This window comes from Nonlabens sp. YIK11, from assembly GCF_001413925.1.
Lineage (GTDB): Bacteria > Bacteroidota > Bacteroidia > Flavobacteriales > Flavobacteriaceae > Nonlabens.
The window spans coordinates 2,337,693-2,363,203 of the sequence record NZ_LBMJ01000001.1 but is presented as its reverse complement, the minus strand read 5'-3'; the positions used below and the strand labels follow the sequence as shown (position 1 = coordinate 2,363,203).

The window sequence follows — 25,511 nt, the reverse complement described above, 5'->3', positions numbered from 1 at the left end:
TAACAATCGTAATTTTAACGATCCACGTACATTTGCAAGATGCAATCTATTACGTTTCATAAATATCAAGGTACCGGTAACGATTTTATCATCATCGATGATCGTCAAGAACAATTCTCCAAAAAAGATACCAAACTCATAGCAAGACTATGTGATCGCAAATTTGGCATCGGTGCAGATGGATTGATCCTGCTTCAAAACAATAAACTGCATGACTTTACCATGGTTTATTACAATGCCGATGGAAATGAGAGCAGCATGTGTGGAAATGGCGGTAGATGTATTGCCAGTTTTGCACGATTTCTGGGCGTAGCTACTGACAATACGACATTTGAGGCCATTGATGGTCTTCACCACGCTAAGATATTTGACAACGGTACGGTTAGCTTACAAATGATGGATGTCAAAAACCTACAGCTTTTTGACGGTCATGTATTTACAAACACCGGCTCACCACACCATGTGGAGTTGACAGATAATATTGATCATGTAGATGTATTTCATCAAGGGCGACACTTGCGTAACGAGCTTTACGGGAAAGAAGGTGCCAATATCAATTTTGTCCAACCAGTGACCTCATCCACTTTTAAGGTGCGAACTTATGAGCGCGGCGTTGAGGATGAGACCTTAAGTTGTGGTACTGGAGTTACTGCTGTGGCGCTGGCCATGCATAAAACCGGACAGACGCAATCCCAAACGGTAGAATTGCAAACGCCTGGAGGTAATTTGCAGGTAAACTTCGAACCAACACCAACAGGATATCAAAACATCTGGCTCACGGGACCAGCTACTCAAGTTTTTAAAGGCACCATCGAGTTATGATCCTAGAAACTGAAACTTGTAAACTACGTGCCGTAGATCCGGAAGATCTCGAGTATATCTATCAGCTGGAGAATAATCCAGCGCTTTGGGATGTAGGTCATACCTTGACGCCTTATTCAAAGTTTACCATACGCGAGTATCTTGAAAATGCCCATCGCGATATTTACGAGGTAAAACAGTTGCGACTTGCCATTTGTAAAAAAGACGATAGCATTGTTGGAGTAGTGGACCTTTACGATTTTGATCCCTATCACAAACGCGCAGGAGTTGGCATCGTGATTCCGCAAGATCTGGATAGATCAAAAGGCTATGCCAGTGCTGGTTTGCAAATGATGATTGACTACAGCTTCAACCGGCTGAGATTGCATCAATTGTATGCTGGAATTGCAGAGGATAATCTGGCGAGCAGGAAATTATTTGAAAAGTTACGCTTTCGCGAAAGCGGAATAAAAAAAGACTGGATTGCAACGGACAAGGCCTATAAAAATGAGGTCATCTACCAATTGATCAATGAATAAATACAAGAAGATATTACTGGGAATCGTCCTCATGGGACTGGTCGTCATGGCATTTTTTGCCTACAGGGTCTATGATACGTTTTTCACGGTAAACACCAACTTTACCGAAGGCACCTATGAAGTACTTATTCCAACGGGTGCCGATTATAATACCGCATTTCTTGCGATTGCAGATGCTGTCGAGGATCGGGATGCATTGCATGAAACGGCAGTGCGTAAAGGCTATAACAAGAATGTAAAAGCAGGACGTTTCCTGATCGAGCCAGGTATGAGCAACAATGAGATTATCAATGCCGTACGTTCTCGCAATATACCATTGAATGTGAGGTTCAACAATCAAGAGCGATTAGAGGACCTTGCCGGTCGTATAGCGAGCCAGTTGGAACCCGATAGTTTGAGTCTGCTAAATGTCATGAGAGATCCAACTTTCCTTAAGGAAAACGGATTTACCCAGGAGAATGCATTGTCGATGTATCTGCCCAACCAGTATGAATTTTATTGGAACAGCTCGCCTGAGGCTTACAGAAGGCGAATGCTGGCCTCATGGAAAAGCTTCTGGAATGAAACCAGAAGAGCCAGAGCGGCAGCGCTGGGCTTGACGCCACAACAAGTCACATCACTGGCGGCCATAGTTCATAAAGAAACGGCAAAAGTGGACGAACGTCCCGTAGTTGCTGGTGTGTACATCAATAGGCTGAAAAACGGAATCAAACTGGATGCAGATCCAACCGTTATTTATGCCAAGAAATTAACGGACGATGATTTTAATCAAGTGATTAAACGAGTGCTGTATAAAGATCTCACGATTGATAACCGCTACAATACCTACAAATATCCTGGCGTGCCGCCAGGACCCATAGTCACACCTGATCTAAGTGCTATCGATGCGGTTTTGAATTATAAAAAACACGATTATCTCTATTTTGTGGCAGATATTGACAACTTTGGGTACCACGATTTTTCCAAAACCTTATCAGAACATAACCGAAAGGCAGATCGATATCGTCAATGGATAAGTGCTCAAAAAGTCAATCGCTAGATCCAAATCTGACGTTTTGAGGTCCAATTTTTCTTCTATTTAAATCTCAAAATGCCGTTTTTAGTTAATTTTTTTAACTTTTTGAATCGGTTTGGGTTTTCAGCAATCGCCCTAATCATCACTTGTAGCAGCCGATTTTGTGTTCTGAAAATCGGTTAACTAACTGTTTAACAAACTTTTGTAGTTCAACTGGAATTATGTTGTAAATTTGCAGCGCTTTTAGAAAGGGTGACAGCAGCTTTCGAAACAGTAAACTATGAGAACAAACTTTGTAAACTTTTTAGCTTATCCAGTAGTTTTAATCGCTGGATTCTTTGTCTTCAAAAAGGACAATTTAAGTGTAAAAAGCATCCAAAAGCACCAAGAGTCAAAAATGACGTTTTTGACTAGTGCTACAAGACCTGTCCTTTATGGTCCCAATGATGAAACTTTTGAATCCTACACTAAGGATCTTAAGGAGTACTCGCTAGCAACACCTAATTCTGACTCCTTTATCTCTTTTAGAGAGGCGCTTGCGTTTAAGGAATCCCAAGGAAAATATGGTGTCGTGAATACATTGGGATATCTTGGTAAATACCAGTTTGGTATGAGTACCCTGCGCACCTTTGGTGTTAATGATTCCTTGGCTTTTTTACAATCGCCTAGATTACAGGAACGTGTTTTTTTAAAGAACCTAAAGTACAACCACACCATGCTGGAAGATTACATTGAAATGTATGAAGGCAAGGAAGTTGGTGGTGTCAAGGTAACTGAAAGTGGTATTCTTGCCGCAGCTCACCTTAGTGGTGTAGGTGGTGTCAAGAAGTACTTGAGAACAAACGGTTCTGGTCGCAGTCGCGATGCCTACGGTAGTTCTGTAAGAGGTTATCTTAAAAAATTTGGAGGTTATGATTTGAGCCGAGTGCTTGATTAATCACGAATTGACAATAGTATAAAAGCCTGACTGTTAAAGTCAGGCTTTTTGATTTTATTACTTTTTTGTCCCGATGCTCTTGAGCTGTATACTCAATGCTTTTGTAGATAGCTGCACTTCAATTAGAGATAGGATCAAGGAAACCATCAACGCCAATAGACTCACACCAAAAACAATATTTGCCCAGAAGCCCTTCTCAATATAGATCAAAAACATAGTGATCACTGCCAGTAAAAAACTAACGATGGCCACCGCTTGCATGTTCTTGATTATAGTAAGTCGCTTCCTTAATTTACGTACCTGTTGCAATACAGGTTCTGATGCGGACTCTTCGTACTTGCTGTGCAGGCTTCTTATCAATGCTGCTATAGCGAGATACCTAGCATTGTAGGCCAGCATAGTCAATGAGATCGCTGGGAATAGTAATGCTGGTATGCTTAAAGTTAGTTCCACGATTGATGATTTTATGAATTCAAGATGACGTTAATCTCTACTGCCAAAAATTGCGCTGCCTATGCGTACCATGGTACTGCCTTCTTCTAAAGCGATCTCATAATCACCCGTCATTCCCATGGAAAGTTCATTAAACTCATGTCTAGGATCCAGCAGTTGCTCAGATTTGATTTTGTCAAACATCGCCTTGAGCGATTTGAATTCTGCTCTTACTTGGTCTTTGTCATCTGTAAAGGTCGCCATGCCCATAAGGCCGTGAATATTGATATTGTTCAGGTTTTTGAAGGCGTCAGAGTTAAGATATTCCATCAACTCATCCTCATCAAATCCATATTTACTTTCTTCATCTGCTATGAATACTTGTAATAGGCAATTGATGACCCGATCGTTTTTTTGAGCTTGTTTGTTGATTTCTTTGGCCAGTCGTGGTGAGTCTACAGAATGAATCAAATGCACGTAAGGCGCCATGTACTTGACCTTATTACGTTGCGTGTGACCTATCATGTGCCAGTGAATGTCCTTGGGCAACGTTTCCCATTTTTCGGTCATTTCTTGGATCTTGTTCTCACCTAGGTGTCGCTGTCCAGCATCATAGGCCTCTTGCAAATCGCTTATAGGTTTTGTCTTGCTTACCGCTACTAGAGTGGCTTGTGGTTCTACGCTTTCGCGAAAGCGAACTATATTATCTGCTATTTTACTCATTTTCAAATTCGTATATGATCAATCCACTGGGAAGTTTGGGCCTGATGAAGGTGCTTTTGGGAGGCATCCTTAAGTCAGCGTCTGCAATGGATTTCATTTGTTCTACCGTGGCAGGAAATAGTCCAAAACCTACGGCATATTCACCTTGGTCGATTTTTGACTTCATCACCAACAAGTCTGACTTGCCATAACTGTAATCGATGCGTCCGTCATTTCTTAAATCTGCGATTCCCAGAATAGGTTGCAGCACTAAATCGTATAACATCTGTGTATCCAGATCGTCCAGGGCATTCTTGATGCGATGCAAATCCTTGCGCAAATATAGGCTGTAGAAATCACCATCCAGATACATGGAAAAATGATGCTTTTTTGAAGGCTTGTAAATTTCCAGACCACGATTCTGTATCCTGAAATACTGATCCAGCTGCATAAGAAAGGACTCTTTGGAATGTCCATTGAGGTCTTTAACCAATCTATTGAATTCATAGATGTTGAGCTGGCTTTCTGGAATCAGGAAACTCATGAAATAGTTATAGCTTTCATGTTTTTCTCCCATTTCTTGCGCCAGTAATGATGAACTCGAGCTGCGATGGTGACCATCTGCAATGTACAGATGCTCTTTGTTTGCAAATATTTTTTGAATGGAGGCGATCAGATCAGGATCTGTAACCGTCCATACTTTATGGCTGTTAAAATCTGTGGTCGAAAAATGATAGGCAGGTAAAGATTTCTTTATCTGTGCGGTGATGTCATCTATAGCATCATCATCCTGATAGGTCAATAGTACCGGTTCTGCATTGAAACCTACAATTTTAAGATACTCCTTAAACAACACCTCTTTATGAGATAAGGTATCCTCGTGTTTTTTGATGCGGTTGCTCTGGTAATCCTCTACACTTGCGGCCGCAATAATTCCTGTATACTGATGATGCGGATCCTTATTCTCATAAAGGTAAAAGGCAGGAACATCTTCTTGAAGCAAATGATTCTCTTCCCTAAATTCCAGAAACCTGTTGCGTACCAGGTTGAATCGTTCCTCACCAGTAATCTCGTGGCTGTATTTGTATCCTGGATTAAGGATTTGCAAAAAACTAAACGGATTGAATTTAAGCAATGCCTCCAATTCTTCTGGGCCGTAATCCTGATAGGTGCGCGAGATGACATGCGCCGCCTTTTCTGGCGTTGCTCTTATGGCTTTGAAGGGTTTTATGGTGGGCATTGCGATGATGTTGTGGTAACAAAGAAAATGAGTCAGGATTCAGAGCTGAAATAAAGAGCTCTGTCCATTTGATTAAGTGCTTTATGAAAAGCTACTTGAAACCTTTTCTGCTTTTCTTGATTCTGAATAGTCATAAAAACCTTCACCAGATTTAACGCCTTTCTTGCCAGCCATCACCATATTGACCAATAACGGACATGGTGCGTATTTATCTTTTTTGAAACCGTCATACATCACATTCAATATTGAGAGACAAACGTCCAGCCCTATAAAATCTGCAAGCTGTAGTGGTCCCATAGGATGTGCCATTCCCAATTTCATCACGGTATCAATCTCTTCAACTCCAGCAACGCCATTGTATAAGGTTTCAATCGCCTCATTGATCATAGGCATCAAGATGCGGTTAGCCACAAAACCTGGATAGTCGTTTACTTCAGTTGGTGTTTTTCCTAGCTGAACAGATAAGTCCATAATGGTCTTAGTGACTTCATCGCTGGTGGAATAACCGCGTATGATCTCTACCAACTTCATGATAGGCACCGGATTCATAAAATGCATTCCAATAACCTGATCAGGTCTGCTGGTCACGGCAGCAATTTGAGTGATGGAGATGGAAGAAGTGTTTGTAGCTAGAATACAATCTGTTGGTGCAGCCTCATCCAGTTGCTTGAAGATCTTCAATTTCAATTCTAAATTCTCTGTAGCTGCTTCAACAATAAGTTCAGCTTTCTGTACAGCATCTGGGATAGAAGTATAGGAAGTGATATTATCGAGAGTTTCTTTTTTATCTGCCTCGGTAATTCTTTCTTTGGCAATCATGCGGTCCAGATTCTTACTTATCGTTCCCAAACCTCTATCGATAGCTTCCTGAGATATATCAACTAGTGAAACCTTAAATCCTGATTGGGCAAAAGTATGTGCAATGCCGTTTCCCATGGTTCCGGCGCCTATGATGGTAATGTTCTTCATGTGATGTATTTATGGATTAAAAAGTGGTTGCTCTAAAAAAAAATCGGGAGCTGCTTTTTATCAAGTTGTTGTATAAGATTTTAGTTATTCGGTTAGACAAGATTACAAGGACTTGAAGTTTTCAATGACTTGCATCGCAACGTCTAGCGCTGCCGTACCGTCTTCCAGACTAACCACAGGAACGGTATCGTCCTCAATGGCATCTGCAAAAGTCTCCAGTTCCATCAAGATGGCATTCGTTTCGGTAATTTCTGGATTGTCAAAGTAGATTTGTTTCTTGATGCCTTCGGCATTTTGAAGGATCATGTCAAAATCTCCCGGAACTTCTGGAGCATCCTTCATACGCACGACTTCTACCTTTTTGGTTAGAAAATCGACAGAAATGTAGGCATCCCGCTGGAAAAATCTTGCCTTGCGCATTTTTTTGAGGCTAATCCTGCTGGCAGTTAGATTGGCCACACAACCATTTTCGAACTCAATGCGCGCATTGGCAATATCTGGAGTTTCTGATATGACGGAAACGCCACTGGAACTCACATGTTTCACGGGACTTTTCACCACACTCAAAATCGCATCAATGTCATGTATCATTAAATCTAGTACCACGCTCACATCTGTTCCGCGTGGATTGAATTCCGCTAGGCGATGTGTTTCAATAAACATGGGATTCTCGATGCGGTCCTGCACGGTTCTAAAGGCATCATTAAAACGTTCCACTTGTCCTACCTGGCCTTTGACATTATGCTTTCGCGCAAGCGATATCAACTCTTGAGCCTCCTCAACCGTGACCGTGATAGGTTTTTCAATAAAGAGGTGCTTACCAGCTTCAAGAACCTTTTTACCAGACTCGTGATGATAAGTGGTAGGTGTCACGACATCTACCATATCGCAGGCAGCGATGAGCTCATCCATGTTGCTGTAGTACTTGTAGCCGTACTCTTTTTCAATCTCACGGGCATAGGACTCGTTAGCATCATAAAATCCCACGAGATCGTAACGCGTGGACTGCTGTAATAATTTCAAGTGGATTTTACCCAAATGTCCTGCGCCCAGAACGCCAGCTTTCAACATATTGCTTGTGTTTCCCACAAAAATAGGGATTTTGAAGCTGGTTATGGACGTCTTTTGATATCGATCTGACCAATTTTAAAACAATCTGATAATGAAATTTTTAAGGGCGTTCCCTCGCCAAAACCTCGGTCGGGCTTTACGTTTCAATCTTTCTTTCTAGAGTGCCATGAAGGCACACTAGAAAGAAAGGATTTCCTCTTCAATCCCTAACGCAAGTAATACATAGTTTTTCAAATATGTATTAGCAGCGTAGAGTGTTTCGCATCGTTGTAGGAATTATTGGTAAAAACGAGCGTGTTTAAGCCTGTGAATAAATGACCTCAAAAAGGATTGCTACATCCTGATGGATTTGCAGTAGGCGTTCTATTTTTGCGGCATCAAAGACGACTTCATACATAAAGGAAAACGACGCCACCTCATGCAGCTCATGAAGGAGAAAGGTATTTGTGACAATGCCGTGCTGGAAGCTATCAACAAAGTGCCCAGACATTTGTTTTTGGACAGTTCTTTTATGGAGCATGCGTACCAGAACAAAGCCTTCCCTATAGGTGCCGACCAGACCATATCACACCCCTATACCGTAGCTTTTCAAAGCGAACTTCTCCAGGCGCAAGCCGGTGATAAGATTCTGGAAATAGGAACTGGTAGTGGTTATCAATGTGCGGTTCTGTTGGAAATGAAGCTCCAGGTTTACACCATCGAGCGACAAAATGAGTTGTTCAAGAAAACCAGCACACTGTTTAGAAAGCTTCGTTATCGTCCGCGCAAGTTCGTTTTTGGTGACGGATATCTAGGACTACCGGACGAGGCACCCTTTGACGGAATCATAGTCACCTGTGGCGCTCCAGAAATCCCTCAAACCTTGCTGGGTCAGCTTAAAATAGGAGGTAGGCTTGTCATTCCAGTAGGTAAAGACGAGCAAATCATGACGCTTATCGTTAGAGAGTCTGAAACAGATTATCGCAAAACCACTTATGGTGAGTTTAGATTTGTGCCATTTTTAGGTGGTAAGCAGTAAAAATCACTCGTTTCATAGTTGGCAGTTGGTTTAGAAGCTTTGAAATAAAAAAGCCCAACGATTAAGTTGAGCTTTATTATGATGATGGATTATTTTTTTAAAACTGAGAAAGTGCCTCTACCAAGTCTGCCTTGCGGTTACGACTTAATGGCAACACTTCAGAGTCAAGTTCTACTGCTTTGGAATTGAATTTCTCTACACGACGTAAATTGACTATATAAGATTTGTGTATGCGCAGAAAGTCTTCTTCAGGTAACTGCTTTTCAAAAGCTTTCATGGTAGAAAGGACGACAAGACTTTCAGTTTCTGTAATTAATTTAACGTAGTCACCTAAAGCCTGTATAAATTTGAGATCCTTCAGATATACCTTTCTTTTCTTCAGGTTGCTTTTGACAAAAATGAATTCGCCTTTGTCCTCTACCATTTCTGTTCGCATCTTATGAGCAAGAAGCGCACGTTCTACGGCATAAAGGAAGCGGTCTTTTTTGATGGGCTTTTGTAGGTAATCAATAGCACTGTAGTCAAAAGCCTTAAAGGCATACTTAGTTTGACCTGTTACAAATATGACGCCTGGCTTTTCGGTAATGTCATCCAAAAGGTCAAAACCCGTTAGAATAGGCATCTCTACGTCAAGAAATATAAGGTCCACACCAGCATCCTTAATTGCCGCTTTCGTTTCAATAGCATTGCTAAACTCTCCTGCAAGCTTTAAGTTAGGATGGTTTTCAATCAGCTTAACGATCGCAAGTCGCTGTATGCTTGAGTCGTCAACGACAAAACATTTGAGAATAGTATCTGTCATAAGAAAAGTCTGGTTAAGTAAATACTAAACAATACTAATACCTTTATAGACGAAATGCAAATAAAAGTGTTCATTAATCGATACTTTGGGTTTTTTTAACGATTTGAGCCAGTATTATTTTTCAAGTAATTACCTAAATAACTAGTATAAAATATATTGCTGGGTTTGTGGAAAAAATGTATTTTTGCACTCGTTTTAAAATAATGTAACATGAATCAATACGAAACTGTTTTCATTTTGAATCCCGTTTTATCTGATGATCAGGTAAAGGAAACAGTAAAGAAGTTTGAGAATTTCCTTACTGAGCGTGGTGCCAAGATGGTAGCTAACGAAGATTGGGGCCTTAAAAAATTGGCTTACACAATCGACAACAAGAAAAGTGGTTTTTACCACCTTTTCCAATTTGCCGCACCAGGTGAGGTAATCAATGACTATGAGGTAGAATTCCGTCGTGACGAGCGCGTGATGAGATACCTTACTGTAAGACTTGATAAATACGCTATCGAGTGGGCAGAAAAAAGAAGAAGTAGAATGTCTAAAAAATCTCAAGCTTAATTATGGCAACATTACAACAACAAGCTAAAGGAAAAAAAGACGGTGACATACGTTACCTGTCTCCTTTAAAGATCGAGACTCAAGAGAGAAAAAAATACTGTCGTTTTCAACGCAGCGGTATTAAATATATAGACTACAAGGATCCAGATTTCTTGATGGGTCTTGTCAATGAGCAAGGAAAAATACTTCCTAGACGATTGACTGGAACAAGTCTTAAATATCAGCGCAAGGTAGCCGTTGCCATCAAAAGATGTAGACACATCGCTTTGATGCCATTTGAAGGTGACCTATTAAAATAATCTAATCAGACTCAAACAATGGAACTAATACTAAAACAAGATGTAGAGCACCTAGGCTTTACAGACGATGTGGTTACTGTTAAGCCTGGTTATGGCCGTAACTTTTTGATACCTCAAGGTAAAGCTGTAATGGCGACACCAGGAGCAAAAAAGCAACTTGCCGAAACGGTAAAGCAGCGTGCACACAAAGAAGCTTCTAACGTCAAGGCGGCACAATCGCAAGCAGACAAACTAAGCGCTTTGGATCTTAAAATGGCTGTAAAAGCAAGAGAAGGCGATAAGCTTTTCGGCTCTGTAACGACAGCAGATCTTTCTGACGCTCTTGCAAAAGAAGGCATTGAAATAGACAAGAAGTTCATCTCTATCGCTGGTGGTAACATCAAGAGATTGGGACAATACGAAGCAACGGTGCGTTTTCACCGTGAAGTACAGACTTCTTTCACATTTGATGTTGTCGCTACAAAAGGATAACCTACAATTGAATTGAATAGAGCCGTTCCAAATTTTGGGACGGCTTTTTTATGACTTGATATGAAGTACAGAAGACTTACTAAAGAACAGCTGGAAGAATTACATCCAGAATTCATCAACTTTCTAGCCACTCAATCTATTGACGCGGCAGAATGGGACAAAATAAAAAAAGACAAGCCTGAAGTAGCCGAAGAAGAGATCGACATATTCTCAGACTTGGTTTGGGAAGGTGTATTGGGCAAGGCCAAGTTCTTGGAGCACATTAGTCCACAGACGATGAACCTCTTTGAACTGCGAGAAAAGGACATGGGCCTGATCTCAATCATCGTGGGCGACAACAAGATTGACATCACCACTGCGACCGGTTACAAATGGCTGCAAAACAATTTGCTGGATGAAGAAGTAAAAATCTTTACGGCAAACAAGACCTACGGCGAGGATCCCAACCTCGACAAATTCAAACTCATTGAATCTGGTGCTGTCATCACAAAAGGTGATCTATTCCGCTATTTTGATGATTTAATGGAAATGGGAAAAGAGAAAAACGGTTTCTAAAATAACCGTTGCTGGCCGTGCGTAAGATCGACTCCTTCCAGCTCCAATAATCTTTTTTTGGCGTTCAATCCACCAGCATATCCAGTCAATGAACCATCACTACCTATCACTCGGTGGCAAGGTATGATGATGGAAATCGCATTGGCACCATTGGCAGATGCGACCGCTCGCACATCTTTAGGTGATACATCGTTGTCCAGAACCTGTGGTTGAGTTTGTGATGAAAGATTGTTTTTAGTTCGCTTTCGCGAAAGCGAACTATACGAAACCGTTTCTCCATAAAGAATTTGCTGTAGGCTGTTCCACACACTTTGCTGAAATGGCGTACCACATAACCTCAATGGGATATCAAACTGCGTGCGCTCTTTTAGGAAATATTGTTCCAATTGCTGGATGGCGAGATCTATCAATTCATGATTTCCTACAGTCATGGTAGCGCGACAAAAAGCCTGAACGCGTTGATCGATTTGATCACGCATCTTACGATAGGTCCAGTCGCACAAGCAAAGTTGATTTTCAAAAACACCCAAAGTAAGTTCGCCCACAGGAGAACGATACACTTGAGTGATGATCTTATTCATACCTCAATGCCTCAATAGGGTCCAGTCTTGACGCCTTGATTGCGGGAATAATACCAGAGAATATCGTGATCACAATGGAAATGATGATGGCCCAAATAATGGCCGTCCACGGTATTTGAAACGGAATTTCAAACCCTGCCGAAACGCCCCAACCTATCAACATCCCTAAAATAATTCCGACAATACTGCCATACTGGCTCACTAAAAGGGTTTCAATGAAAAACTGCCAGGAAATCGTAGATCTTTTGGCTCCAAGTGCTTTGCGCACGCCTATTTCACGCGTACGCTCAGTTACAGATACCAGCATGATGTTCATCAATGCAATGGAACTACCAAAGATGGTGATCACGCTTATAATAATCGCCGCTACATTAAGCGCAACACTTATTTCGTCAACTGATGACATGAGCTCGTCACGCTGTACGATCCCAAAATTATCTTCTTCCAGTGGTGTCAAACCGCGTATGCTGCGCATGAGCAATGTTGCTTTATCTCTTGCGGCATCCATAAGTTGCTGGTCGTTTACCTTCACGCTTATGTCATAATTAATATTAGGTAAGGTGTAGATGCTGCGCGCAACATTTAATGGTATCAATACGCGTAAGTCGACATTGTTCCCAAAGGTGGATCCTTTTTCTTCCAACAATCCTATCACGGTAAATTTATTACCTCGTATGCTTATGGTCTGACCTATAGGATTCAATCCCTGAAATAAGGCATCTTCCATATCGCTACCCACTAGAGCGACTCTCGAATTATTTTCAATGTCGCTGGCAGAAAAGCCACGGCCATCCACAATTTTAGTACCGCTGTTATCTATGAAGTGTTCATTGACTCCAGATACGATGACTTTAGGTTTTGTCTTTCGATCCTCGCTTTTTACCTCGGCTTGTGAGGTTGCCTGAAATGAGACGCCAACTTGTGCAGTAGGAAAATCGTAATCACCTTCAAAAGCACGAACATCGCTGTACCCTATAACTGGATTGATCTTGCGTACCTCGCCGCCGCCACTGCGTCGTATCCCTAGAGAATATCGCTGGATGCTAAAGGTGTTGGTTCCTATATCAGAAAAACCATCGCTCAAAGTTCTTTCTAACGCATTGACAGCACTTAGAATACCTACTAATGCGGTGATGCCTATAGCGATGATAAAAACGGTAAGAATAGTACGCAGCAGTTGTCCTTTAATATTCTGCTGGGCAATGCTTATGTTTTCCTTAAATAGTCCGATCATGATGGATAGGACGCAAGCTTAATGGCGTTGTTACAAAAATCCAATAATTTTTATAATGAAATTCCACCATCTGCCACATAGGTAGACCCTGTAGTATAGCTACTCATGTCACTAGCGAGAAATGCAACCAATTTTGCCATTTCTTCTTCTTTTCCATAACGCTTTAGTGGAACTTGTTCTTCAAAATCTTTGTGAACCGCGGCCGCATCATCGCCTAAACCACTTTCAATGGCGTTCATCATACGACTGTCAATGACACCAGGATGTATGCTGTTGACTCTTATTTTGCGAGGCGCTAGTTCCAGAGCTGCTGTTCGCATAATTCCTATAACGGCGTGCTTGCTAGTCACGTAGCCCACCATACCAGGCGTCGCTTGCAATCCAGCTACCGAGCTTGATATGATGATACTGCCGCCATCGTTCATATAAGCCGGCGCATATTTCATTCCTAGGAATACACCTGTAACATTCACAGCCATAACTTTTTCAAAATCCTCAAGTTTAAAATCTGGCATTTTGGCTACAGGACCTTCAATTCCCGCATTATTATGGAAAATATCCACCTTACCGAATTTCTTCTCGGCAGTTTTGAAATAACCTTCGACCTGTTTCTCATCTGTAACATCTGCTACAGCATAATCAAGATCTTTAGTATCTCCATCTTTGATTCTTTCCTTTAAAGCCTTTTCTTCTAGGTCTACCAGTAAGACCTTTGCACCATAACTCAATAATACTTGAGCCGTTGCGTAACCTATTTCACCTGCGCCACCGGTAATAACGGCAACCTTGTCTTTCAAATCTTTCATTTTCTCAATTTTTTCTTTTAAAGGTATTTTTAATTCATTTTTTCATCCGTTAAGGAATTAGTAAAATGATTTAAGATACTGATGGGATGAGTAGGCACAACTTGTCAATTCCTATATTTGCAGCCTTACAAAAATTCATGGCACAAAAACCTTCCATACCTAAAGGAACTAGAGATTTTAACCCTACTGAAGTATCTCGTAGGGAATATATCATAAGCAACATCAAGAAGCATTTTCAGACCTACGGATTCATGCCGATTGAGACACCGAGCTTTGAAAATTCTGACACGTTGCTGGGTAAGTATGGAGAAGAAGGAGACCGCTTGATATTCAAAATTTTGAATAACGGTGAGTATTTGAGTAAAGTGAATAACGATGACCTATCCACAAAGGATGAATCGGTCATTACACCGCAAATAAGCGACCGCGCTTTGCGTTACGACCTGACGGTACCTTTTGCGCGATATGTGGTACAGCACCAGAATGAGATTGCGTTTCCCTTTAAGAGATATCAAGTCCAGAACGTGTGGCGAGCAGACCGTCCGCAAAAAGGTCGCTTTAGAGAATTTACGCAATGTGATGCCGATGTTGTTGGTAGCGATTCATTGCTACAGGAAGTAGAATTCATTAAACTCTTTGATGATGTTTATACCGATTTAGGCCTAAAGGGTTGCACGATCAAAATCAATAATCGTAAGGTTCTAGCCGGTATCGCCCAGATGATGGGAGCAGAGGATAAGCTCATTGATTTTACCGTGGCACTGGACAAGCTTGATAAAATTGGAGCAGATAAGGTAAAGCAGGAAATGTTGGACAAAGGCATTGACCCACAGGCGATTGAAAAACTACAACCCGTTTTTGAACTGGATGGTTCTTTTGAAGAGAAGATCGGTCAGATGAAGAATTTGTTGGCGTCTTCCAACATTGGACTACAAGGAATTGCAGAGTTGGAATTTATAAAGGAAAACCTGGTTGGGTTAGAACTCAAAACCACACATCTGGATCTTGACATCACCCTTGCCAGAGGTCTTAACTATTATACCGGCTGCATTTTTGAAGTGGCGGCTCCAGCAGGAGTGGCTATGGGCAGCATAAGTGGTGGCGGTCGTTATGATGACCTTACCGGTATTTTTGGAATGAAGGACATGAGTGGCGTTGGAATCAGCTTTGGGCTGGACCGCATCTATTTGGTCTTGGAAGAACTGAATCTTTTTCCAGAAACCGTTAAAGCAGGCGTGCAGGTATTGTTTATCAATTTTGGCGAGGTAGAAGCTAGTTACTGTATGAAATTGATGTTTCGCTTTCGCGAAAGCGGAATCAAAACAGAGCTCTATCCAGACAGCGGGAAAATGAAAAAGCAAATGACTTATGCAGATAAGAATGACATACCATTTGTAATTCTAGCTGGCGAGGACGAGATCAAATCTGGTAAGCTAACGCTTAAGAACATGAAGACCGGTGAGCAAAACCAACTCACTGCCGATGAGCTTATCCAGCGATTTAAGTAAGGCTTATTTCAAAATAACCTTGCGCTGGTAATCTTGCCCATCACTTTTCATAGTGACGATGTAATTACCACTGGCTAGGCTCTGACGAGGTAGAATGATTTCCTTGCTGCCCGTTGAAATGTTCCAGGATTTTACCTGTTGTCCCAACATATTGATCAATACCACTTCATCCAATTGAATGTTTTCAGGAGTCTTGATATGGATCGCATTAGTCCCTTGTGGCGTGAACACTAAGATATTATTCTGATCATCCAACGTCTCGTTACTCAAAGTGGATTTACCATGAAAAATGATGGAGAATCTGGTTTTATATTGACCTCTAAATAAGAAAGGACTCTCAAATTTGCCTTCTCTCAGGTTGTGCAATTCTCCAGTAACGGCATCTTTAAGAAATACTGGTTGGTCTGGATCTAGGTTTTCTATGTGATCCAATCCTATTTTGATCGTACCATGATCACTAAGCTTTACGTATAACGGCAGTTCCACCGCATCGTCCACAATCCCAATCCCTTGAATGGATAGGCGCTCATTTTTCACCCAGAAAGCCATGTCATCCATTTGATCATCAAATTGCAAACCGTCATAACCGCGATCATAACCTGTGGTAGCGTTTGGGTCAATAGTCAATAATAATTGTCTGTGGATCAAGTTAGGAGAATCAAATCCTATCCTAATTTTTGTACGTTCGTCTGCATGCTGTTGGTAAGTGGCTAGCGATGGATTGTAGTTACTACCAGGCGCAGCCACGAAAACACTATTTCCTGATGCTTCCTTTTCAAAAACGCGCTGGGCATTATTGAACTTGATGGCACCGTCATCTTTAACTACCACAAAAAACCCTTGTGCCACTGGGATGTAGCGTCCAGGAAGTTTGGCTTGTTTACCGTCGTTATTCATTAAGGCATCAGAAGTGCCTATGGTAGGATTAGGAGTGCCACCAGAAAGATTGTACATAGAGTAACCACCTTCATAATTTGCAAGGCTGTGGCTCTCGCCGCCGACATGTTCCCAGAAATAGATAGTGCCATCCAACAAAGGATTGTCTGCGATGAATTGCGCAGCATCCATAGCGCTAGGGTATGGATTGCCAACTAAATAATCGTTGCCAGCATTAGCCGTCAACTCAATGGGGCCGTTGTTAGGTAATCCCATAAAGGTATAGTTCTGATCTGTAGAGCATCCTGTGCCTTTCATGGAATAGGCTTCTCCAGCTTTAAGCTTTCCTGTGTTACCTACAAATTGCCAGTTGGCATAGGTTCCTGAGGTTAGATTGGCATATTTGTGAATCCATTTCGAAGATACGGTTGCTGCCTGGCTTTCGGTCGCTGGTGCACCATCTGAGTCGTTTGGATTGGTAAAGTTTAATGGTTTAGGTACCGATGGGTTGGTTCCATCCATCATAACAGCAGACAGGTCAAAACCACCGTTGATCTCGTTAACACCAGTGTAGCTCACCGGTGAGCTCCAGTAGTTGTAATTGTATTTGTTTCCAGTGCCTTGTTGATCACGTTCAATTTTTCCTGTACTAGATGGGTCTAATTCACTACCACTAGTTTGAATAAGTTGGGATTCATTTTCAAGATCCAAGGTTCCATTAAGTTGTAGAAAGCCATTAATGGTTAGGGCTTGATCATTTTGAACTTTGATGGTGTTAGCTTTAAGTTCTAATGCTAGAAGTTCCGTCTTTTCAGAAACGATAATATCATGATAAGTATTCACAATATTCCAAGTAACACGAACTTGCTCGCCATTCATGATTCTATAAGAACCAGGAGCATGGATGCTTCCTTGAGCGTCCCAAGTATCACTGGCATTCCAGTTTCCATTTTGGATAGAAATATAGGGTAGTGGTGCACTTTGATTGTTTGTCGTGAAGCTTGAATGTTGAGCGTCTAAAGTGGCAGCGCTTGCAGAAAGATCTGCCGCAGTTCCATTATTAAAGGTAAGGTAGGTAATCAAGCTGCTCCAGGGTAAAGCACTGGTGTTATTTGAAGACGTTTTGATGATGGCGCCAGCGAGCATATCATTTTCATTAACTAGCTCCTGATTCATGAAGAAGCGTATCTGCTCTACGGTAAGAGCTCTGTTAAAAACACGAACTTCATCGATAGATCCTTTAAAATGTTGCGGTGTGGATGAATTTGCCGCACCTATAATTAAAGGTAAGTTTTGAGATTGATCAGATAAGTTAAAGTATTGAACAGAGTCCAAAATACCATCTACGTAAATCTTCAAACTGTCATCAGTATAAGTAAGAGTGATCTGGCGCCACACGTCATAACTCAAGAAGTGATTTGAAATCATTTGAGTGGCAGCGCCTTCATTATAGAAAGTCACCTGGATTTCATTGCTTTCATTAAGCTGGATGTTCCATCCGTTATTTTGATCGCCTTTGGAAATGATGGTTTGAACGGCACTGCTTTGATCGCTGCTCGTATTTATCCATGTAGATATGGTAAAATCTTCACCTAATGATATATCATTTTGCAGAATGACTTGATCTGTAGTGCCATTAAGCGAAATGCTACCCATAGATGTGAGAATCGTTGGATTGGCAATTGCAAAACTATTAGATAGAACTATTATCAATGTCGAGATAAAGGAAGTAATTTTTAGCATATCTAGTAATTTTTAGGACACAACTAATATATCACAGATAATCGTTAAAATATGCATTATAACATTTTAATCGTTTTTAATCGATATATAAATGCATTTAAACATTTTGTCGATTCATTAATTAGGATTATTTGTTCGCATAAGCGTATAATGTTAAATTAGGTTTAAAGGTTTTAACGGTTGTTTCGCTTTCGCGAAAGCGAAATTTTAATGGTATCTACAACAAAACATTTACCTTTATTAAAAATTCTAGAGTGAAGAAAAACAAGGTCACCTTAAGTATACTTGCCGAAAAGCTCGGACTGTCTATCTCTACGATTTCAAAATCCCTGAAGAACAGTAACGAGATAAGTGAAGAGACTAAACAACTGGTAGTCAACACGGCCAGGAAAATGGGATACAAAGGCACGGTAGAGCATCCCAAAGCCCATAAGATTATTGCTGTGGTCATTCCAGGTGTGGTCAACGGCTTTTTTGCCCAGGTGCTTACCGGTATCGAACAAATGGCAGCCGAGAATGATTACAAGATCCTGACGTGCCTTACTGGAGACTCTACAGAGAAAGAGTCCTCTTTTATAGAAAGTCTTCTCAACAACTCTATTGATGGTTTTATAGTTGCCGTGGCAGAGGAATCCCAGGTCGCTTCCAACTACAGTCACTTTCAAAAAGTACTGGATCGTAAAATCCCTATGGTTATGTTTGATCGTGTGGTGGACGAGCTTGAATGCGATAAAATCACTAACGATGATTTACTTTCAGGAATAAGAGCGGTACAGTTTCTAGTTGAAAAAGGAGACAAGCAACTGTGCATGATTAGCACCATAAGTCAATTGAGTGTTGGAAAATTAAGAGAAGAAGGAATTAGAAGGCAAGTGGCGCAATACGACGATGTATTGTTGAATGTCATTACCAATGTGGATGAGAAACAACTTGATGCGCGTATTGAGGATGCCTTAAAATATGATGGTATTGATGCTATTATCGCCTTAGATCAAATGGCTGGTATTATTGCGCTCAATAAAGCAAAAGAATTGGGTATCAATATTCCAAACGATCTACAAATCATTTGCTATTCTAACGTTGTCACCTCAGAATACTCGTTCCCTAAAATGACAGTTGTGGATCAACATGCAGTAGAAATGGGAAATAAAACCTTTACAAGATTGCGCAACTTGATCAACAATCTTGAAGATATAAAGGTGACTAGAGTGCATACCTTAAAGACGTCGCTGCTAGAAAGAGGAACCACTAGAAAATAAAAAAAACCCTTCAAATTTGAAGGGTTTTTTCGTAGCGTGAGGCGGGCACGATCCGCCGACCTCAGCATTATGAGTGCTGCGCTCTAACCAGCTGAGCTACCACGCCATTTTCACTTAAACCGCTGATTGCTTAAGCGGCTGCAAATATAACTTTAATTTATATTGTAGACCAAACCCAATCCAGCAAAAATTTTAATTCAATAAATTTTCAAGACTTAATAGGTTTACGTTATATTGCCGCCCAAAGTTTAACACCCATGCAAGAGCCTATAAAATTTGAGTTGGAATTTCTCGTTCAAGTATCTCCCAGTTTATTATACCAATACTTTGCTACTCCATCTGGAATGTCAGAATGGTTTGCAGATAACGTGAACAGTCGCGGTGAATACTTCAGATTCATTTGGGATGGCCAGGAAGAGAAGGCAAAAATTATTAAGAGAATAGGCGAGGAGCGCGCTAGATTTCAATGGGATTATGATGAGGATACTAAGAAGTATTTTGAATTCCGTATTGAGGTAGATGAAATCACAAAGGATGTATCATTAATGATCACAGATTTTGGTGATGATGAGGACGAGGTTGAGGAGCAAAAAATGTTTTGGGAAAACCAAGTGAGCGAACTCAAAAAAGTATTGGGATCACGATAGTGAGCCTTTTATAAAGATTAAATTTGTGCCCTGTAAATCAGGGCATTTTTTATGATATTACTTAATGATCAATTAGTAGAAACAGAACAGGCACACATTGCCTTTAACAATCGTGGTACTTATTATGGTGATGGGGTTTTTGAGACCATACGCTGCTATAAGGGAATCGCTATTTTCTACGAATCACATTATTTTAGACTTATGTCAAGCATGCGCATCTTGCGCATGGAGATTCCCGATTCATTTACTCCAGAATTTTTTGAGGAACAAATAAAAGAGTTGCACGAGGCCAATGAATTGAACTCTGACCATACTAGAATTCGTATTACCGTATGGCGTAATCAAGGTGGATTGTACACTCCAACAGATTCCACCGTATCCTATAGCATGGAAGCTAGTTCACTTTCTCATGTTTTTGAATTCACTGGAACCAATGAAGTAGAGCTATTCAAGGACCATTTGTTGCCGCTAGGGATGCTGGGAACCCTTAAAACGACTACCAAAACTGTCAACATACTTGCCGGAATCTACAAGACAGAGAACGATTATGATGATATGCTACTGCTCAACCAAAATAAAATGGTTGTCGAATCTATATCTGGTAATTTGTTTTTAAGATCTGATAATATCATTAAGACGCCACCTATTGCAGATGGTTGTTTGAATGGTATCATGAGAGGCCAGGTGATTGCGCAATTGAAACGAATGCTCAACTATCAAGTAGTAGAAGAAAGCATTACTCCTTTTGAATTGCAGAGGGCAGATGAGATGTTTTCTACAAATGTGATTCAGGGAATCAAATCTATTAGTAAGTATCGTAAGAAAGAATATGAAACTAGCGCGGCGGACGAGTTGCGCGAGTTTTTTAATCAAAAACTTTTTAGTTAAGATTAATTGTAACTAGGGTTTTCTGGGGCATTGGACCAGATTTCATAGCCATTGCCCAGATCGCGCATCTTGATTTTCCAGATGTCATGAATTTCATCAGATAATACGACCGCACTGTCTTCATTATCTGTTACAACCCAGCTTTTAGAATCCAGTTCCTGTTGTAGTTGATCTCGTTCCCAACCTGAATAGCCTAAAAAGAATTTAATTTCATTTGAGGCAATTTTGTTTTGATTGATTAGGGCACTTACCGTTTGAAAATCGCCACCCCAATAGATGCCGTCTTCTATATGGTGAGAATCTGGAATAAGTTCTGGGACTCGATGTAAAAAATAGAGATTGTCTGTACTTACTGGGCCACCATCATATACTTCAAACTCTTCTTGAATTTCAGGAACCAATTCATTTAGAGTATAGTCCAGTGGTTTGTTGATGATAAACCCTACAATTCCTTCATTATTGAACTCAGTTAAGAGAACAACAGATCTGGAAAATGAAGCATCGCCAATAATACTGGGTTCAGATATCAATAGTTTGCCTCGGTTGGGTGCAAGAGTTTTCATAGTGTGGTGGCTATGATTAAACTTAATAAAATAAATCTGTTTATTAACAAATCATTATAATTTATTTTAAATAGATGCCTTAAAAAGAAAAACCCATCCAGCTGTAGCGGGATGGGTTTTAAATTCGTAAGAATGGGAATTAGTTTACAGCTTTCTGTAAATCGCTTCCTGCTTTGAATTTCACTACTTTTTTAGCAGCGATCTTGATGGTTTTACCAGTCTGTGGGTTTCTTCCTTCACGTGCAGCTCTTTTAGAAACTGAGAATGATCCGAAACCTACTAGAGAAACACGGTCACCTTTTTTAAGGGACTTTTCTACGTTACCTAGAAAAGATTCTAATGCTTTTTTTGCAGCTGCTTTAGAAATGCCAGCAGATTCTGCCATTCCTTCGATTAAATCTGTTTTGTTCATAATTGAATTTAAATTAATGTTGGTTAAACTAAAACGTGAAACAAATTTATACGGATTATGCTAGCACACAAGGAATACTGCAAGAAATGAGAAAAAATGTTGATAAACCTAAACAATTGTTAATAAGTATGCAGCATACGTACCGTTTTATCGCGAGGCCTTGTCAAATCTAGCATTGGCGGTAAATTGATACCCGTTAAGTAAATCGGCTGTCTTCATTCTTTTTTTGTTGGGAAATTGAAGCTCTTTTAGCTCTACCATATTTTCCGCACATGCCGCCAAAAGTTTTCCATCTTCGATGACAATACTACCAGGTATCATTTCATGAATTTTATCAACAACCTCGGTTTTAAATATCTTGATGGTTTGAGTAGTGTCGTCTTTTAGGACCGCTTTTGCTACGGGAAAAGGATTTAGGCCTCTAACCATGGCATCCACAGCGGTTGCAGTAGTATTAAAGTCAATAGTAGTGTTGGCTGCATCTAGCTTGGGAGCCTCTTTGAGCTCTTCAGCATCTTTTTGAATAGTGGTAGTCACATTGCCTGATGCGATATCGTTTACCGTTTTTAAGCTCAGCGCAGCGCCCAGCTCCATAAGTTTCATATAAAGTGTTCCTACGGTTTCTCTTTGTTCTATAGGACACTTTAGTTGATCGATGATGGCACCGGTATCAATTTTTTCATCAATAAAAAACGTTGTCACGCCTGTCTCCTTTTCATTGTTCATGATAGCCCAATTGATGGGAGCAGCTCCTCTATATTGAGGTAACAAACTAGCATGAAGATTAAAGGTACCTAAAGGCGGCATAGCCCAGACCACCTCTGGTAACATACGGAAGGCGACAACCACTTGTAAATCAGCCTCAAGTTCTTTCAATTGTTCTGTAAACTCGGTTGACTTGAGGTTAGTGGGCTGCAATAGGTGCAATTGATTTTCTAATGCATATTTCTTTACGTCACTTTGATGCAGCTGTCTGCCACGTCCCGCTGGTTTATCTGGAGCGGTCACCACGCCCACGATTTCATGTTCTGACTCATTGAGAGTCTTGAGAATACCGGTAGCAAACTCTGGTGTTCCAAAGAATACGATTTTTAGTTTTTTACTCATTGATGTGGTATTTATTGTCTGGAGTTATTTTGATCTTCTTTTGCTCCAGTAAATGTTTAATGTGATAGGTTAATTGATCGGTAGTTACTGCTGCCTTATTTCTTATCTCCTCAAAATTCATGGGTTCTTTCAAAAATTCCAAAAGATCGAGTTCATTGAAAGTGATTTTCGAACTCCTACCGGGTTGACAATTGGAACAGGAACCGCAAGGCGCACCTGATGGTTCATCAAAATACTCCAAAATGAAATTCTGCAAGCAAAGGTCGCGCTCTTGTACTAGTTGCATCATCGCATCCAGTTTTTTTTTCTTTATCTCATTTTGCATTTTAAGCAGTCCAGCAAAACGGTTGATCGTGCGATCGTTTTCTCTAGGAACCAGAAAAAACACCTGGGTATCTGCTTCGGCCAGTTGGGCTTCAATGGCCTCAAGTTGCGCCATTTTCTCAAGGACTTGTACCACTTCCTTTTCGGTCGTGTTGCTGCGCATCGCGATAAGTCCCAGATTGATATGGATCTCTTGTTGCTGGCTGCCGCTGTAGGTTCTCAGAATCGCCTGCATGACGCTACCGGCTACCTGATTGTTTCTTGTGTGATTGATGATGGTGTTTGCGCTTTCGCGAAAGCGAATACTCGACCGTCTTTCTCCATGTTGATGCATCTTCAAGACATCATATCGATCCAGTATCTGCAAGGCATTGAAACAAGAAACGGCATTGAAGTCATGATTCTTGCAAAATTCTGAAAACGAAAATTGGTGCTGCGTCTCCATACCTTCGTTAATTGGTATTTGAAGGTGATTGCACAGTGCCCTGTAGACTTGTTTGACGAATGCCACGCTGGGCAATCCTTTTATGAATTGATTATGAGCGTGATTGAGATCATTAATGTTATAGATGAATTGCGCTATGCTGGGTTGACCATCGCGACCTGCACGACCGGTTTCCTGATAGTAACTCTCGATGCTGTCTGGCAGTTGCAGGTGGACAATGGTGCGCACATCTGGTTTGTCAATTCCCATTCCAAAGGCATTAGTCGCGACCATGACTTGTTTCTGGTTTTGCATCCATTCTTTCATGGAGGCGTCTCGGCTACGCGCATCCAGACCACCATGGTAATACTGGGATGTAACGTTTTGTTGTTCCAGATATGCAGCATATTCCAGACAGTTTTTTCTACTGCGCACGTAGGTGATGGAGCTGCCTTTGTATTTTTTGTAAAAGGAAGCTATGGCGACTCTTTTGTTAGGCGTGTCGAGAATCCTGTAGGTAATATTATCCCTTTTGAAACTGTTCTTGAAAACCTGGGCATTTGGTATTTCAAGATTGTTGAGAATGTCTTCTTGAACTTGAGCGGTTGCTGTTGCGGTTAAAGCAATGATGGGTACCTCTGGTTTTAAAGCTGTGATTGTAGTGATCTGTCGATAAGCTGGCCTAAAATCGTGTCCCCATTCACTTATGCAATGCGCTTCATCCACAGCAATAAGGTTGACATTCATCATTTTGATACGCTGCTGTACCAGTGGATGCTGCAGTCGTTCTGGACTCAAGTACAGGAATTTATAGACATTTTTCCCATCGCTGTCAATGGCATGAATGGCATTGTCCAGCATATCATCCAAGTCTTTGATGCGTACCGATCCTGTTATGCCTATGGCTTTCACTCCGCGTTTTTTGAGTTGTGCGACTTGATCCTTAATTAAAGCAACCAGAGGTGAAATAACGATGCATATACCGTCCAATTGGATGGCTGGTACCTGATAGCAAAGAGACTTGCCACCACCGGTAGGTAGTAAAACGAGGCTGTTGTTTCCCTTTAAAACGTTGGAAATAACTTTTTCCTGTAGCGGTAAAAAATCGGGATGACCAAAAACGTCTTGTAATATTTGCTTTGACTTTTCAATCAATGCTTACATGTTTTAGAATAAACTCAAGTCGTTCTTCAACGCTGGCTTTAGGCACCTCAACAATTTCATAATTAAGGTCTTGATAATAATGTGCTAGAATGGAACCTATGGTTACTGCTTGATCATAACTTTCATAGCGTTCATTATCGCTTTGATAGATCTCTTTCCATGGAGGCAGGTAGAACACTGCATCATATTGATATTTCTCAGAGGCATCTTGATAAGAATCTGGTATAGGATCACCGGTAAATTTATGATAAGCCGGTACATCTGGAATGCCGCGATCATAGAAGTTGATGCCGCTGGACGCGCTTTCAAATTGTTCAATGCGACCTTGTAAGAGTTCATTACTAAACGCCATTGGGTCTTCCAGAAACAGCTGATCAATTCCTTGTTCCTGTGCTCGTTGCGTTACCATTCTAGAAATCTCGTGGTGTACTGTGTAACCAGCTTGTTCAATCGCATGGATTAGCGTGGTTTTTCCAGAACCTGGACCACCTATCAACAAGATTCTTTTTATCTTTTCCATAAACTACAAATTAAGCAAATCTCCAGTTAGCAGTAGCGCTATCCTATTA

Annotated in this window: 28 protein-coding genes and 1 tRNA gene; 13 read left to right on the top strand and 16 right to left on the bottom strand. The window is 40.9% G+C overall.

Going from position 1 to position 25,511, the window contains the following annotated elements; all coding sequences use genetic code 11:
- Positions 1-39 precede the first annotated feature (39 nt).
- The 4 genes from dapF (at position 40) to AAU57_RS10660 (ending at position 3,292) form a co-directional block, all read left to right on the top strand.
- Positions 40-822: a diaminopimelate epimerase gene (gene dapF / locus AAU57_RS10675; RefSeq protein WP_055412900.1), complete on the top strand. Its 783-nt coding sequence runs from the start codon at positions 40-42 to the stop codon at positions 820-822.
- Positions 819-1,340, top strand: a complete 522-nt coding sequence (locus AAU57_RS10670) for a GNAT family N-acetyltransferase (RefSeq protein WP_055412899.1) — start codon at positions 819-821, stop codon at positions 1,338-1,340. The genes dapF and AAU57_RS10670 overlap by 4 nt, the downstream gene beginning before the upstream one ends.
- Entirely contained in the window at positions 1,333-2,379 is a 1,047-nt protein-coding gene (mltG, locus tag AAU57_RS10665) for an endolytic transglycosylase MltG (protein ID WP_055412898.1), read from the top strand. Before AAU57_RS10670 ends, mltG begins: the two co-directional genes overlap by 8 nt.
- 256 nt (positions 2,380-2,635) lie before the next feature.
- A complete protein-coding gene (locus tag AAU57_RS10660; RefSeq protein WP_055412897.1) occupies positions 2,636-3,292 on the top strand; it encodes a hypothetical protein in 657 nt (218 codons plus the stop codon).
- Positions 3,293-3,349: 57 nt separating this feature from the next.
- On the opposite strand, the gene AAU57_RS10655 is transcribed toward AAU57_RS10660, so the two are convergent.
- From AAU57_RS10655 to AAU57_RS10635, 5 genes are all read right to left on the bottom strand, one after another.
- Positions 3,350-3,745, bottom strand: a complete 396-nt coding sequence (locus AAU57_RS10655; protein ID WP_055412896.1) for a DUF2721 domain-containing protein — start codon at positions 3,743-3,745, stop codon at positions 3,350-3,352.
- 30 nt (positions 3,746-3,775) lie between these two features.
- The gene (locus tag AAU57_RS10650; RefSeq protein WP_055412895.1) at positions 3,776-4,447 is read right to left on the bottom strand and encodes a YggS family pyridoxal phosphate-dependent enzyme; all 672 of its coding nucleotides are present in this window, start codon (positions 4,445-4,447) and stop codon (positions 3,776-3,778) included.
- Positions 4,440-5,666 (bottom strand): DUF1015 domain-containing protein, encoded by a 1,227-nt coding sequence (locus AAU57_RS10645; protein ID WP_055412894.1) that lies wholly within the window; start codon positions 5,664-5,666, stop codon positions 4,440-4,442. The genes AAU57_RS10650 and AAU57_RS10645 overlap by 8 nt, the downstream gene beginning before the upstream one ends.
- 81 nt (positions 5,667-5,747) lie before the next feature.
- Positions 5,748-6,635, bottom strand: coding sequence for a 3-hydroxybutyryl-CoA dehydrogenase (locus AAU57_RS10640; protein WP_055412893.1), 888 nt, complete (start codon positions 6,633-6,635; stop codon positions 5,748-5,750).
- A gap of 102 nt (positions 6,636-6,737) precedes the next feature.
- Positions 6,738-7,706: a Gfo/Idh/MocA family protein gene (locus AAU57_RS10635; protein WP_055412892.1), complete on the bottom strand. Its 969-nt coding sequence runs from the start codon at positions 7,704-7,706 to the stop codon at positions 6,738-6,740.
- A gap of 376 nt (positions 7,707-8,082) precedes the next feature.
- Between AAU57_RS10635 and AAU57_RS10630 the strand changes: the two genes are divergently transcribed.
- Positions 8,083-8,724 carry a protein-L-isoaspartate(D-aspartate) O-methyltransferase gene (locus tag AAU57_RS10630; protein ID WP_055412891.1) on the top strand — a complete coding sequence of 214 codons (642 nt, stop codon included), beginning with the start codon at positions 8,083-8,085 and terminating at the stop codon, positions 8,722-8,724.
- A 97-nt stretch (positions 8,725-8,821) separates the two neighbouring features.
- Here AAU57_RS10630 and AAU57_RS10625 read toward each other — a convergent pair whose 3' ends face one another.
- Complete coding sequence (locus tag AAU57_RS10625; RefSeq protein WP_055412890.1) at positions 8,822-9,526, bottom strand: LytR/AlgR family response regulator transcription factor; 705 nt, start codon at positions 9,524-9,526, stop codon at positions 8,822-8,824.
- Between the two features lie 210 nt (positions 9,527-9,736).
- Here AAU57_RS10625 and rpsF point away from each other — a divergent pair, with 210 nt between their 5' ends.
- From rpsF to AAU57_RS10605, 4 genes are read left to right on the top strand one after another with little or no spacing between them, the layout of a single operon-like run.
- Positions 9,737-10,081, top strand: a complete 345-nt coding sequence (gene rpsF / locus AAU57_RS10620; protein ID WP_055412889.1) for a 30S ribosomal protein S6 — start codon at positions 9,737-9,739, stop codon at positions 10,079-10,081.
- Between the two features lie 2 nt (positions 10,082-10,083).
- The gene (gene rpsR, locus AAU57_RS10615) at positions 10,084-10,380 is read left to right on the top strand and encodes a 30S ribosomal protein S18 (RefSeq protein WP_041496972.1); all 297 of its coding nucleotides are present in this window, start codon (positions 10,084-10,086) and stop codon (positions 10,378-10,380) included.
- Between the two features lie 18 nt (positions 10,381-10,398).
- The gene (gene rplI / locus AAU57_RS10610; protein WP_055412888.1) at positions 10,399-10,851 is read left to right on the top strand and encodes a 50S ribosomal protein L9; all 453 of its coding nucleotides are present in this window, start codon (positions 10,399-10,401) and stop codon (positions 10,849-10,851) included.
- Between the two features lie 60 nt (positions 10,852-10,911).
- Positions 10,912-11,406 (top strand): DUF6495 family protein, encoded by a 495-nt coding sequence (locus AAU57_RS10605; RefSeq protein ID WP_055412887.1) that lies wholly within the window; start codon positions 10,912-10,914, stop codon positions 11,404-11,406.
- On the opposite strand, the gene AAU57_RS10600 is transcribed toward AAU57_RS10605, so the two are convergent.
- From AAU57_RS10600 to AAU57_RS10590, 3 genes are read right to left on the bottom strand one after another with little or no spacing between them, the layout of a single operon-like run.
- The gene (locus tag AAU57_RS10600; RefSeq protein WP_055412886.1) at positions 11,403-11,987 is read right to left on the bottom strand and encodes a methylated-DNA--[protein]-cysteine S-methyltransferase; all 585 of its coding nucleotides are present in this window, start codon (positions 11,985-11,987) and stop codon (positions 11,403-11,405) included. The genes AAU57_RS10605 and AAU57_RS10600 overlap by 4 nt on opposite strands.
- Positions 11,980-13,221 carry an ABC transporter permease gene (locus AAU57_RS10595; protein WP_055412885.1) on the bottom strand — a complete coding sequence of 414 codons (1,242 nt, stop codon included), beginning with the start codon at positions 13,219-13,221 and terminating at the stop codon, positions 11,980-11,982. Before AAU57_RS10595 ends, AAU57_RS10600 begins: the two co-directional genes overlap by 8 nt.
- A 50-nt stretch (positions 13,222-13,271) precedes the next feature.
- On the bottom strand, positions 13,272-14,027 hold the full coding sequence (locus AAU57_RS10590; protein ID WP_055412884.1) for an SDR family NAD(P)-dependent oxidoreductase: 756 nt from the start codon (positions 14,025-14,027) through the stop codon (positions 13,272-13,274).
- Between the two features lie 137 nt (positions 14,028-14,164).
- On the opposite strand from AAU57_RS10590, the gene hisS reads away from it, so the two are divergent.
- Positions 14,165-15,535 (top strand): histidine--tRNA ligase, encoded by a 1,371-nt coding sequence (gene hisS, locus AAU57_RS10585; protein WP_055412883.1) that lies wholly within the window; start codon positions 14,165-14,167, stop codon positions 15,533-15,535.
- A 3-nt stretch (positions 15,536-15,538) separates the two neighbouring features.
- Here the strand turns inward: hisS and AAU57_RS10580 are convergent, their stop codons facing one another.
- Complete coding sequence (locus tag AAU57_RS10580; RefSeq protein WP_082438606.1) at positions 15,539-18,154, bottom strand: LamG-like jellyroll fold domain-containing protein; 2,616 nt, start codon at positions 18,152-18,154, stop codon at positions 15,539-15,541.
- 254 nt (positions 18,155-18,408) lie between these two features.
- Between AAU57_RS10580 and AAU57_RS10575 the strand changes: the two genes are divergently transcribed.
- Complete coding sequence (locus AAU57_RS10575; RefSeq protein WP_055412881.1) at positions 18,409-19,413, top strand: LacI family DNA-binding transcriptional regulator; 1,005 nt, start codon at positions 18,409-18,411, stop codon at positions 19,411-19,413.
- 32 nt (positions 19,414-19,445) lie between these two features.
- Here AAU57_RS10575 and AAU57_RS10570 read toward each other — a convergent pair.
- Positions 19,446-19,519 (bottom strand) — tRNA-Met (locus AAU57_RS10570).
- A gap of 151 nt (positions 19,520-19,670) precedes the next feature.
- Between AAU57_RS10570 and AAU57_RS10565 the strand changes: the two genes are divergently transcribed.
- On the top strand, positions 19,671-20,060 hold the full coding sequence (locus AAU57_RS10565; RefSeq protein ID WP_055412880.1) for an START-like domain-containing protein: 390 nt from the start codon (positions 19,671-19,673) through the stop codon (positions 20,058-20,060).
- Positions 20,061-20,111: 51 nt separating this feature from the next.
- Positions 20,112-20,948 (top strand): aminotransferase class IV, encoded by an 837-nt coding sequence (locus AAU57_RS10560; RefSeq protein WP_055412879.1) that lies wholly within the window; start codon positions 20,112-20,114, stop codon positions 20,946-20,948.
- A 2-nt stretch (positions 20,949-20,950) separates the two neighbouring features.
- Here the strand turns inward: AAU57_RS10560 and AAU57_RS10555 are convergent, their stop codons facing one another.
- From AAU57_RS10555 to AAU57_RS10535, 5 genes are all read right to left on the bottom strand, one after another.
- Complete coding sequence (locus AAU57_RS10555) at positions 20,951-21,511, bottom strand: YqgE/AlgH family protein (protein ID WP_055412878.1); 561 nt, start codon at positions 21,509-21,511, stop codon at positions 20,951-20,953.
- Positions 21,512-21,650: 139 nt separating this feature from the next.
- Positions 21,651-21,923 (bottom strand): HU family DNA-binding protein, encoded by a 273-nt coding sequence (locus AAU57_RS10550; protein WP_041496960.1) that lies wholly within the window; start codon positions 21,921-21,923, stop codon positions 21,651-21,653.
- A 147-nt stretch (positions 21,924-22,070) separates the two neighbouring features.
- Positions 22,071-23,030, bottom strand: coding sequence for a methionyl-tRNA formyltransferase (fmt, locus tag AAU57_RS10545; RefSeq protein WP_055412877.1), 960 nt, complete (start codon positions 23,028-23,030; stop codon positions 22,071-22,073).
- Positions 23,023-24,933 carry an ATP-dependent DNA helicase RecQ gene (locus AAU57_RS10540; protein WP_055412876.1) on the bottom strand — a complete coding sequence of 637 codons (1,911 nt, stop codon included), beginning with the start codon at positions 24,931-24,933 and terminating at the stop codon, positions 23,023-23,025. Before AAU57_RS10540 ends, fmt begins: the two co-directional genes overlap by 8 nt.
- The gene (locus AAU57_RS10535) at positions 24,926-25,462 is read right to left on the bottom strand and encodes an AAA family ATPase (protein WP_055412875.1); all 537 of its coding nucleotides are present in this window, start codon (positions 25,460-25,462) and stop codon (positions 24,926-24,928) included. Before AAU57_RS10535 ends, AAU57_RS10540 begins: the two co-directional genes overlap by 8 nt.
- Positions 25,463-25,511: the final 49 nt, after the last annotated feature.

Excerpts from the sequence above, each read along its gene's own strand:
- dapF (WP_055412900.1), top strand. The coding sequence starts at position 40 with ATGCAATCTATTACGTTTCATAAATATCAAGGTACCGGTAACGATTTT.
- AAU57_RS10670 (WP_055412899.1), top strand. The coding sequence starts at position 819 with ATGATCCTAGAAACTGAAACTTGTAAACTACGTGCCGTAGATCCGGAA.
- mltG (WP_055412898.1), top strand. The coding sequence starts at position 1,333 with ATGAATAAATACAAGAAGATATTACTGGGAATCGTCCTCATGGGACTG.
- AAU57_RS10660 (WP_055412897.1), top strand. The coding sequence starts at position 2,636 with ATGAGAACAAACTTTGTAAACTTTTTAGCTTATCCAGTAGTTTTAATC.
- AAU57_RS10650 (WP_055412895.1), bottom strand. The coding sequence starts at position 4,447 with ATGAGTAAAATAGCAGATAATATAGTTCGCTTTCGCGAAAGCGTAGAA.
- AAU57_RS10645 (WP_055412894.1), bottom strand. The coding sequence starts at position 5,666 with ATGCCCACCATAAAACCCTTCAAAGCCATAAGAGCAACGCCAGAAAAG.
- AAU57_RS10640 (WP_055412893.1), bottom strand. The coding sequence starts at position 6,635 with ATGAAGAACATTACCATCATAGGCGCCGGAACCATGGGAAACGGCATT.
- AAU57_RS10635 (WP_055412892.1), bottom strand. The coding sequence starts at position 7,706 with ATGTTGAAAGCTGGCGTTCTGGGCGCAGGACATTTGGGTAAAATCCAC.
- AAU57_RS10625 (WP_055412890.1), bottom strand. The coding sequence starts at position 9,526 with ATGACAGATACTATTCTCAAATGTTTTGTCGTTGACGACTCAAGCATA.
- rpsF (WP_055412889.1), top strand. The coding sequence starts at position 9,737 with ATGAATCAATACGAAACTGTTTTCATTTTGAATCCCGTTTTATCTGAT.
- rpsR (WP_041496972.1), top strand. The coding sequence starts at position 10,084 with ATGGCAACATTACAACAACAAGCTAAAGGAAAAAAAGACGGTGACATA.
- rplI (WP_055412888.1), top strand. The coding sequence starts at position 10,399 with ATGGAACTAATACTAAAACAAGATGTAGAGCACCTAGGCTTTACAGAC.
- AAU57_RS10605 (WP_055412887.1), top strand. The coding sequence starts at position 10,912 with ATGAAGTACAGAAGACTTACTAAAGAACAGCTGGAAGAATTACATCCA.
- AAU57_RS10600 (WP_055412886.1), bottom strand. The coding sequence starts at position 11,987 with ATGAATAAGATCATCACTCAAGTGTATCGTTCTCCTGTGGGCGAACTT.
- AAU57_RS10595 (WP_055412885.1), bottom strand. The coding sequence starts at position 13,221 with ATGATCGGACTATTTAAGGAAAACATAAGCATTGCCCAGCAGAATATT.
- AAU57_RS10590 (WP_055412884.1), bottom strand. The coding sequence starts at position 14,027 with ATGAAAGATTTGAAAGACAAGGTTGCCGTTATTACCGGTGGCGCAGGT.
- hisS (WP_055412883.1), top strand. The coding sequence starts at position 14,165 with ATGGCACAAAAACCTTCCATACCTAAAGGAACTAGAGATTTTAACCCT.
- AAU57_RS10580 (WP_082438606.1), bottom strand. The coding sequence starts at position 18,154 with ATGCTAAAAATTACTTCCTTTATCTCGACATTGATAATAGTTCTATCT.
- AAU57_RS10565 (WP_055412880.1), top strand. The coding sequence starts at position 19,671 with ATGCAAGAGCCTATAAAATTTGAGTTGGAATTTCTCGTTCAAGTATCT.
- AAU57_RS10560 (WP_055412879.1), top strand. The coding sequence starts at position 20,112 with ATGATATTACTTAATGATCAATTAGTAGAAACAGAACAGGCACACATT.
- AAU57_RS10555 (WP_055412878.1), bottom strand. The coding sequence starts at position 21,511 with ATGAAAACTCTTGCACCCAACCGAGGCAAACTATTGATATCTGAACCC.
- AAU57_RS10550 (WP_041496960.1), bottom strand. The coding sequence starts at position 21,923 with ATGAACAAAACAGATTTAATCGAAGGAATGGCAGAATCTGCTGGCATT.
- fmt (WP_055412877.1), bottom strand. The coding sequence starts at position 23,030 with ATGAGTAAAAAACTAAAAATCGTATTCTTTGGAACACCAGAGTTTGCT.
- AAU57_RS10535 (WP_055412875.1), bottom strand. The coding sequence starts at position 25,462 with ATGGAAAAGATAAAAAGAATCTTGTTGATAGGTGGTCCAGGTTCTGGA.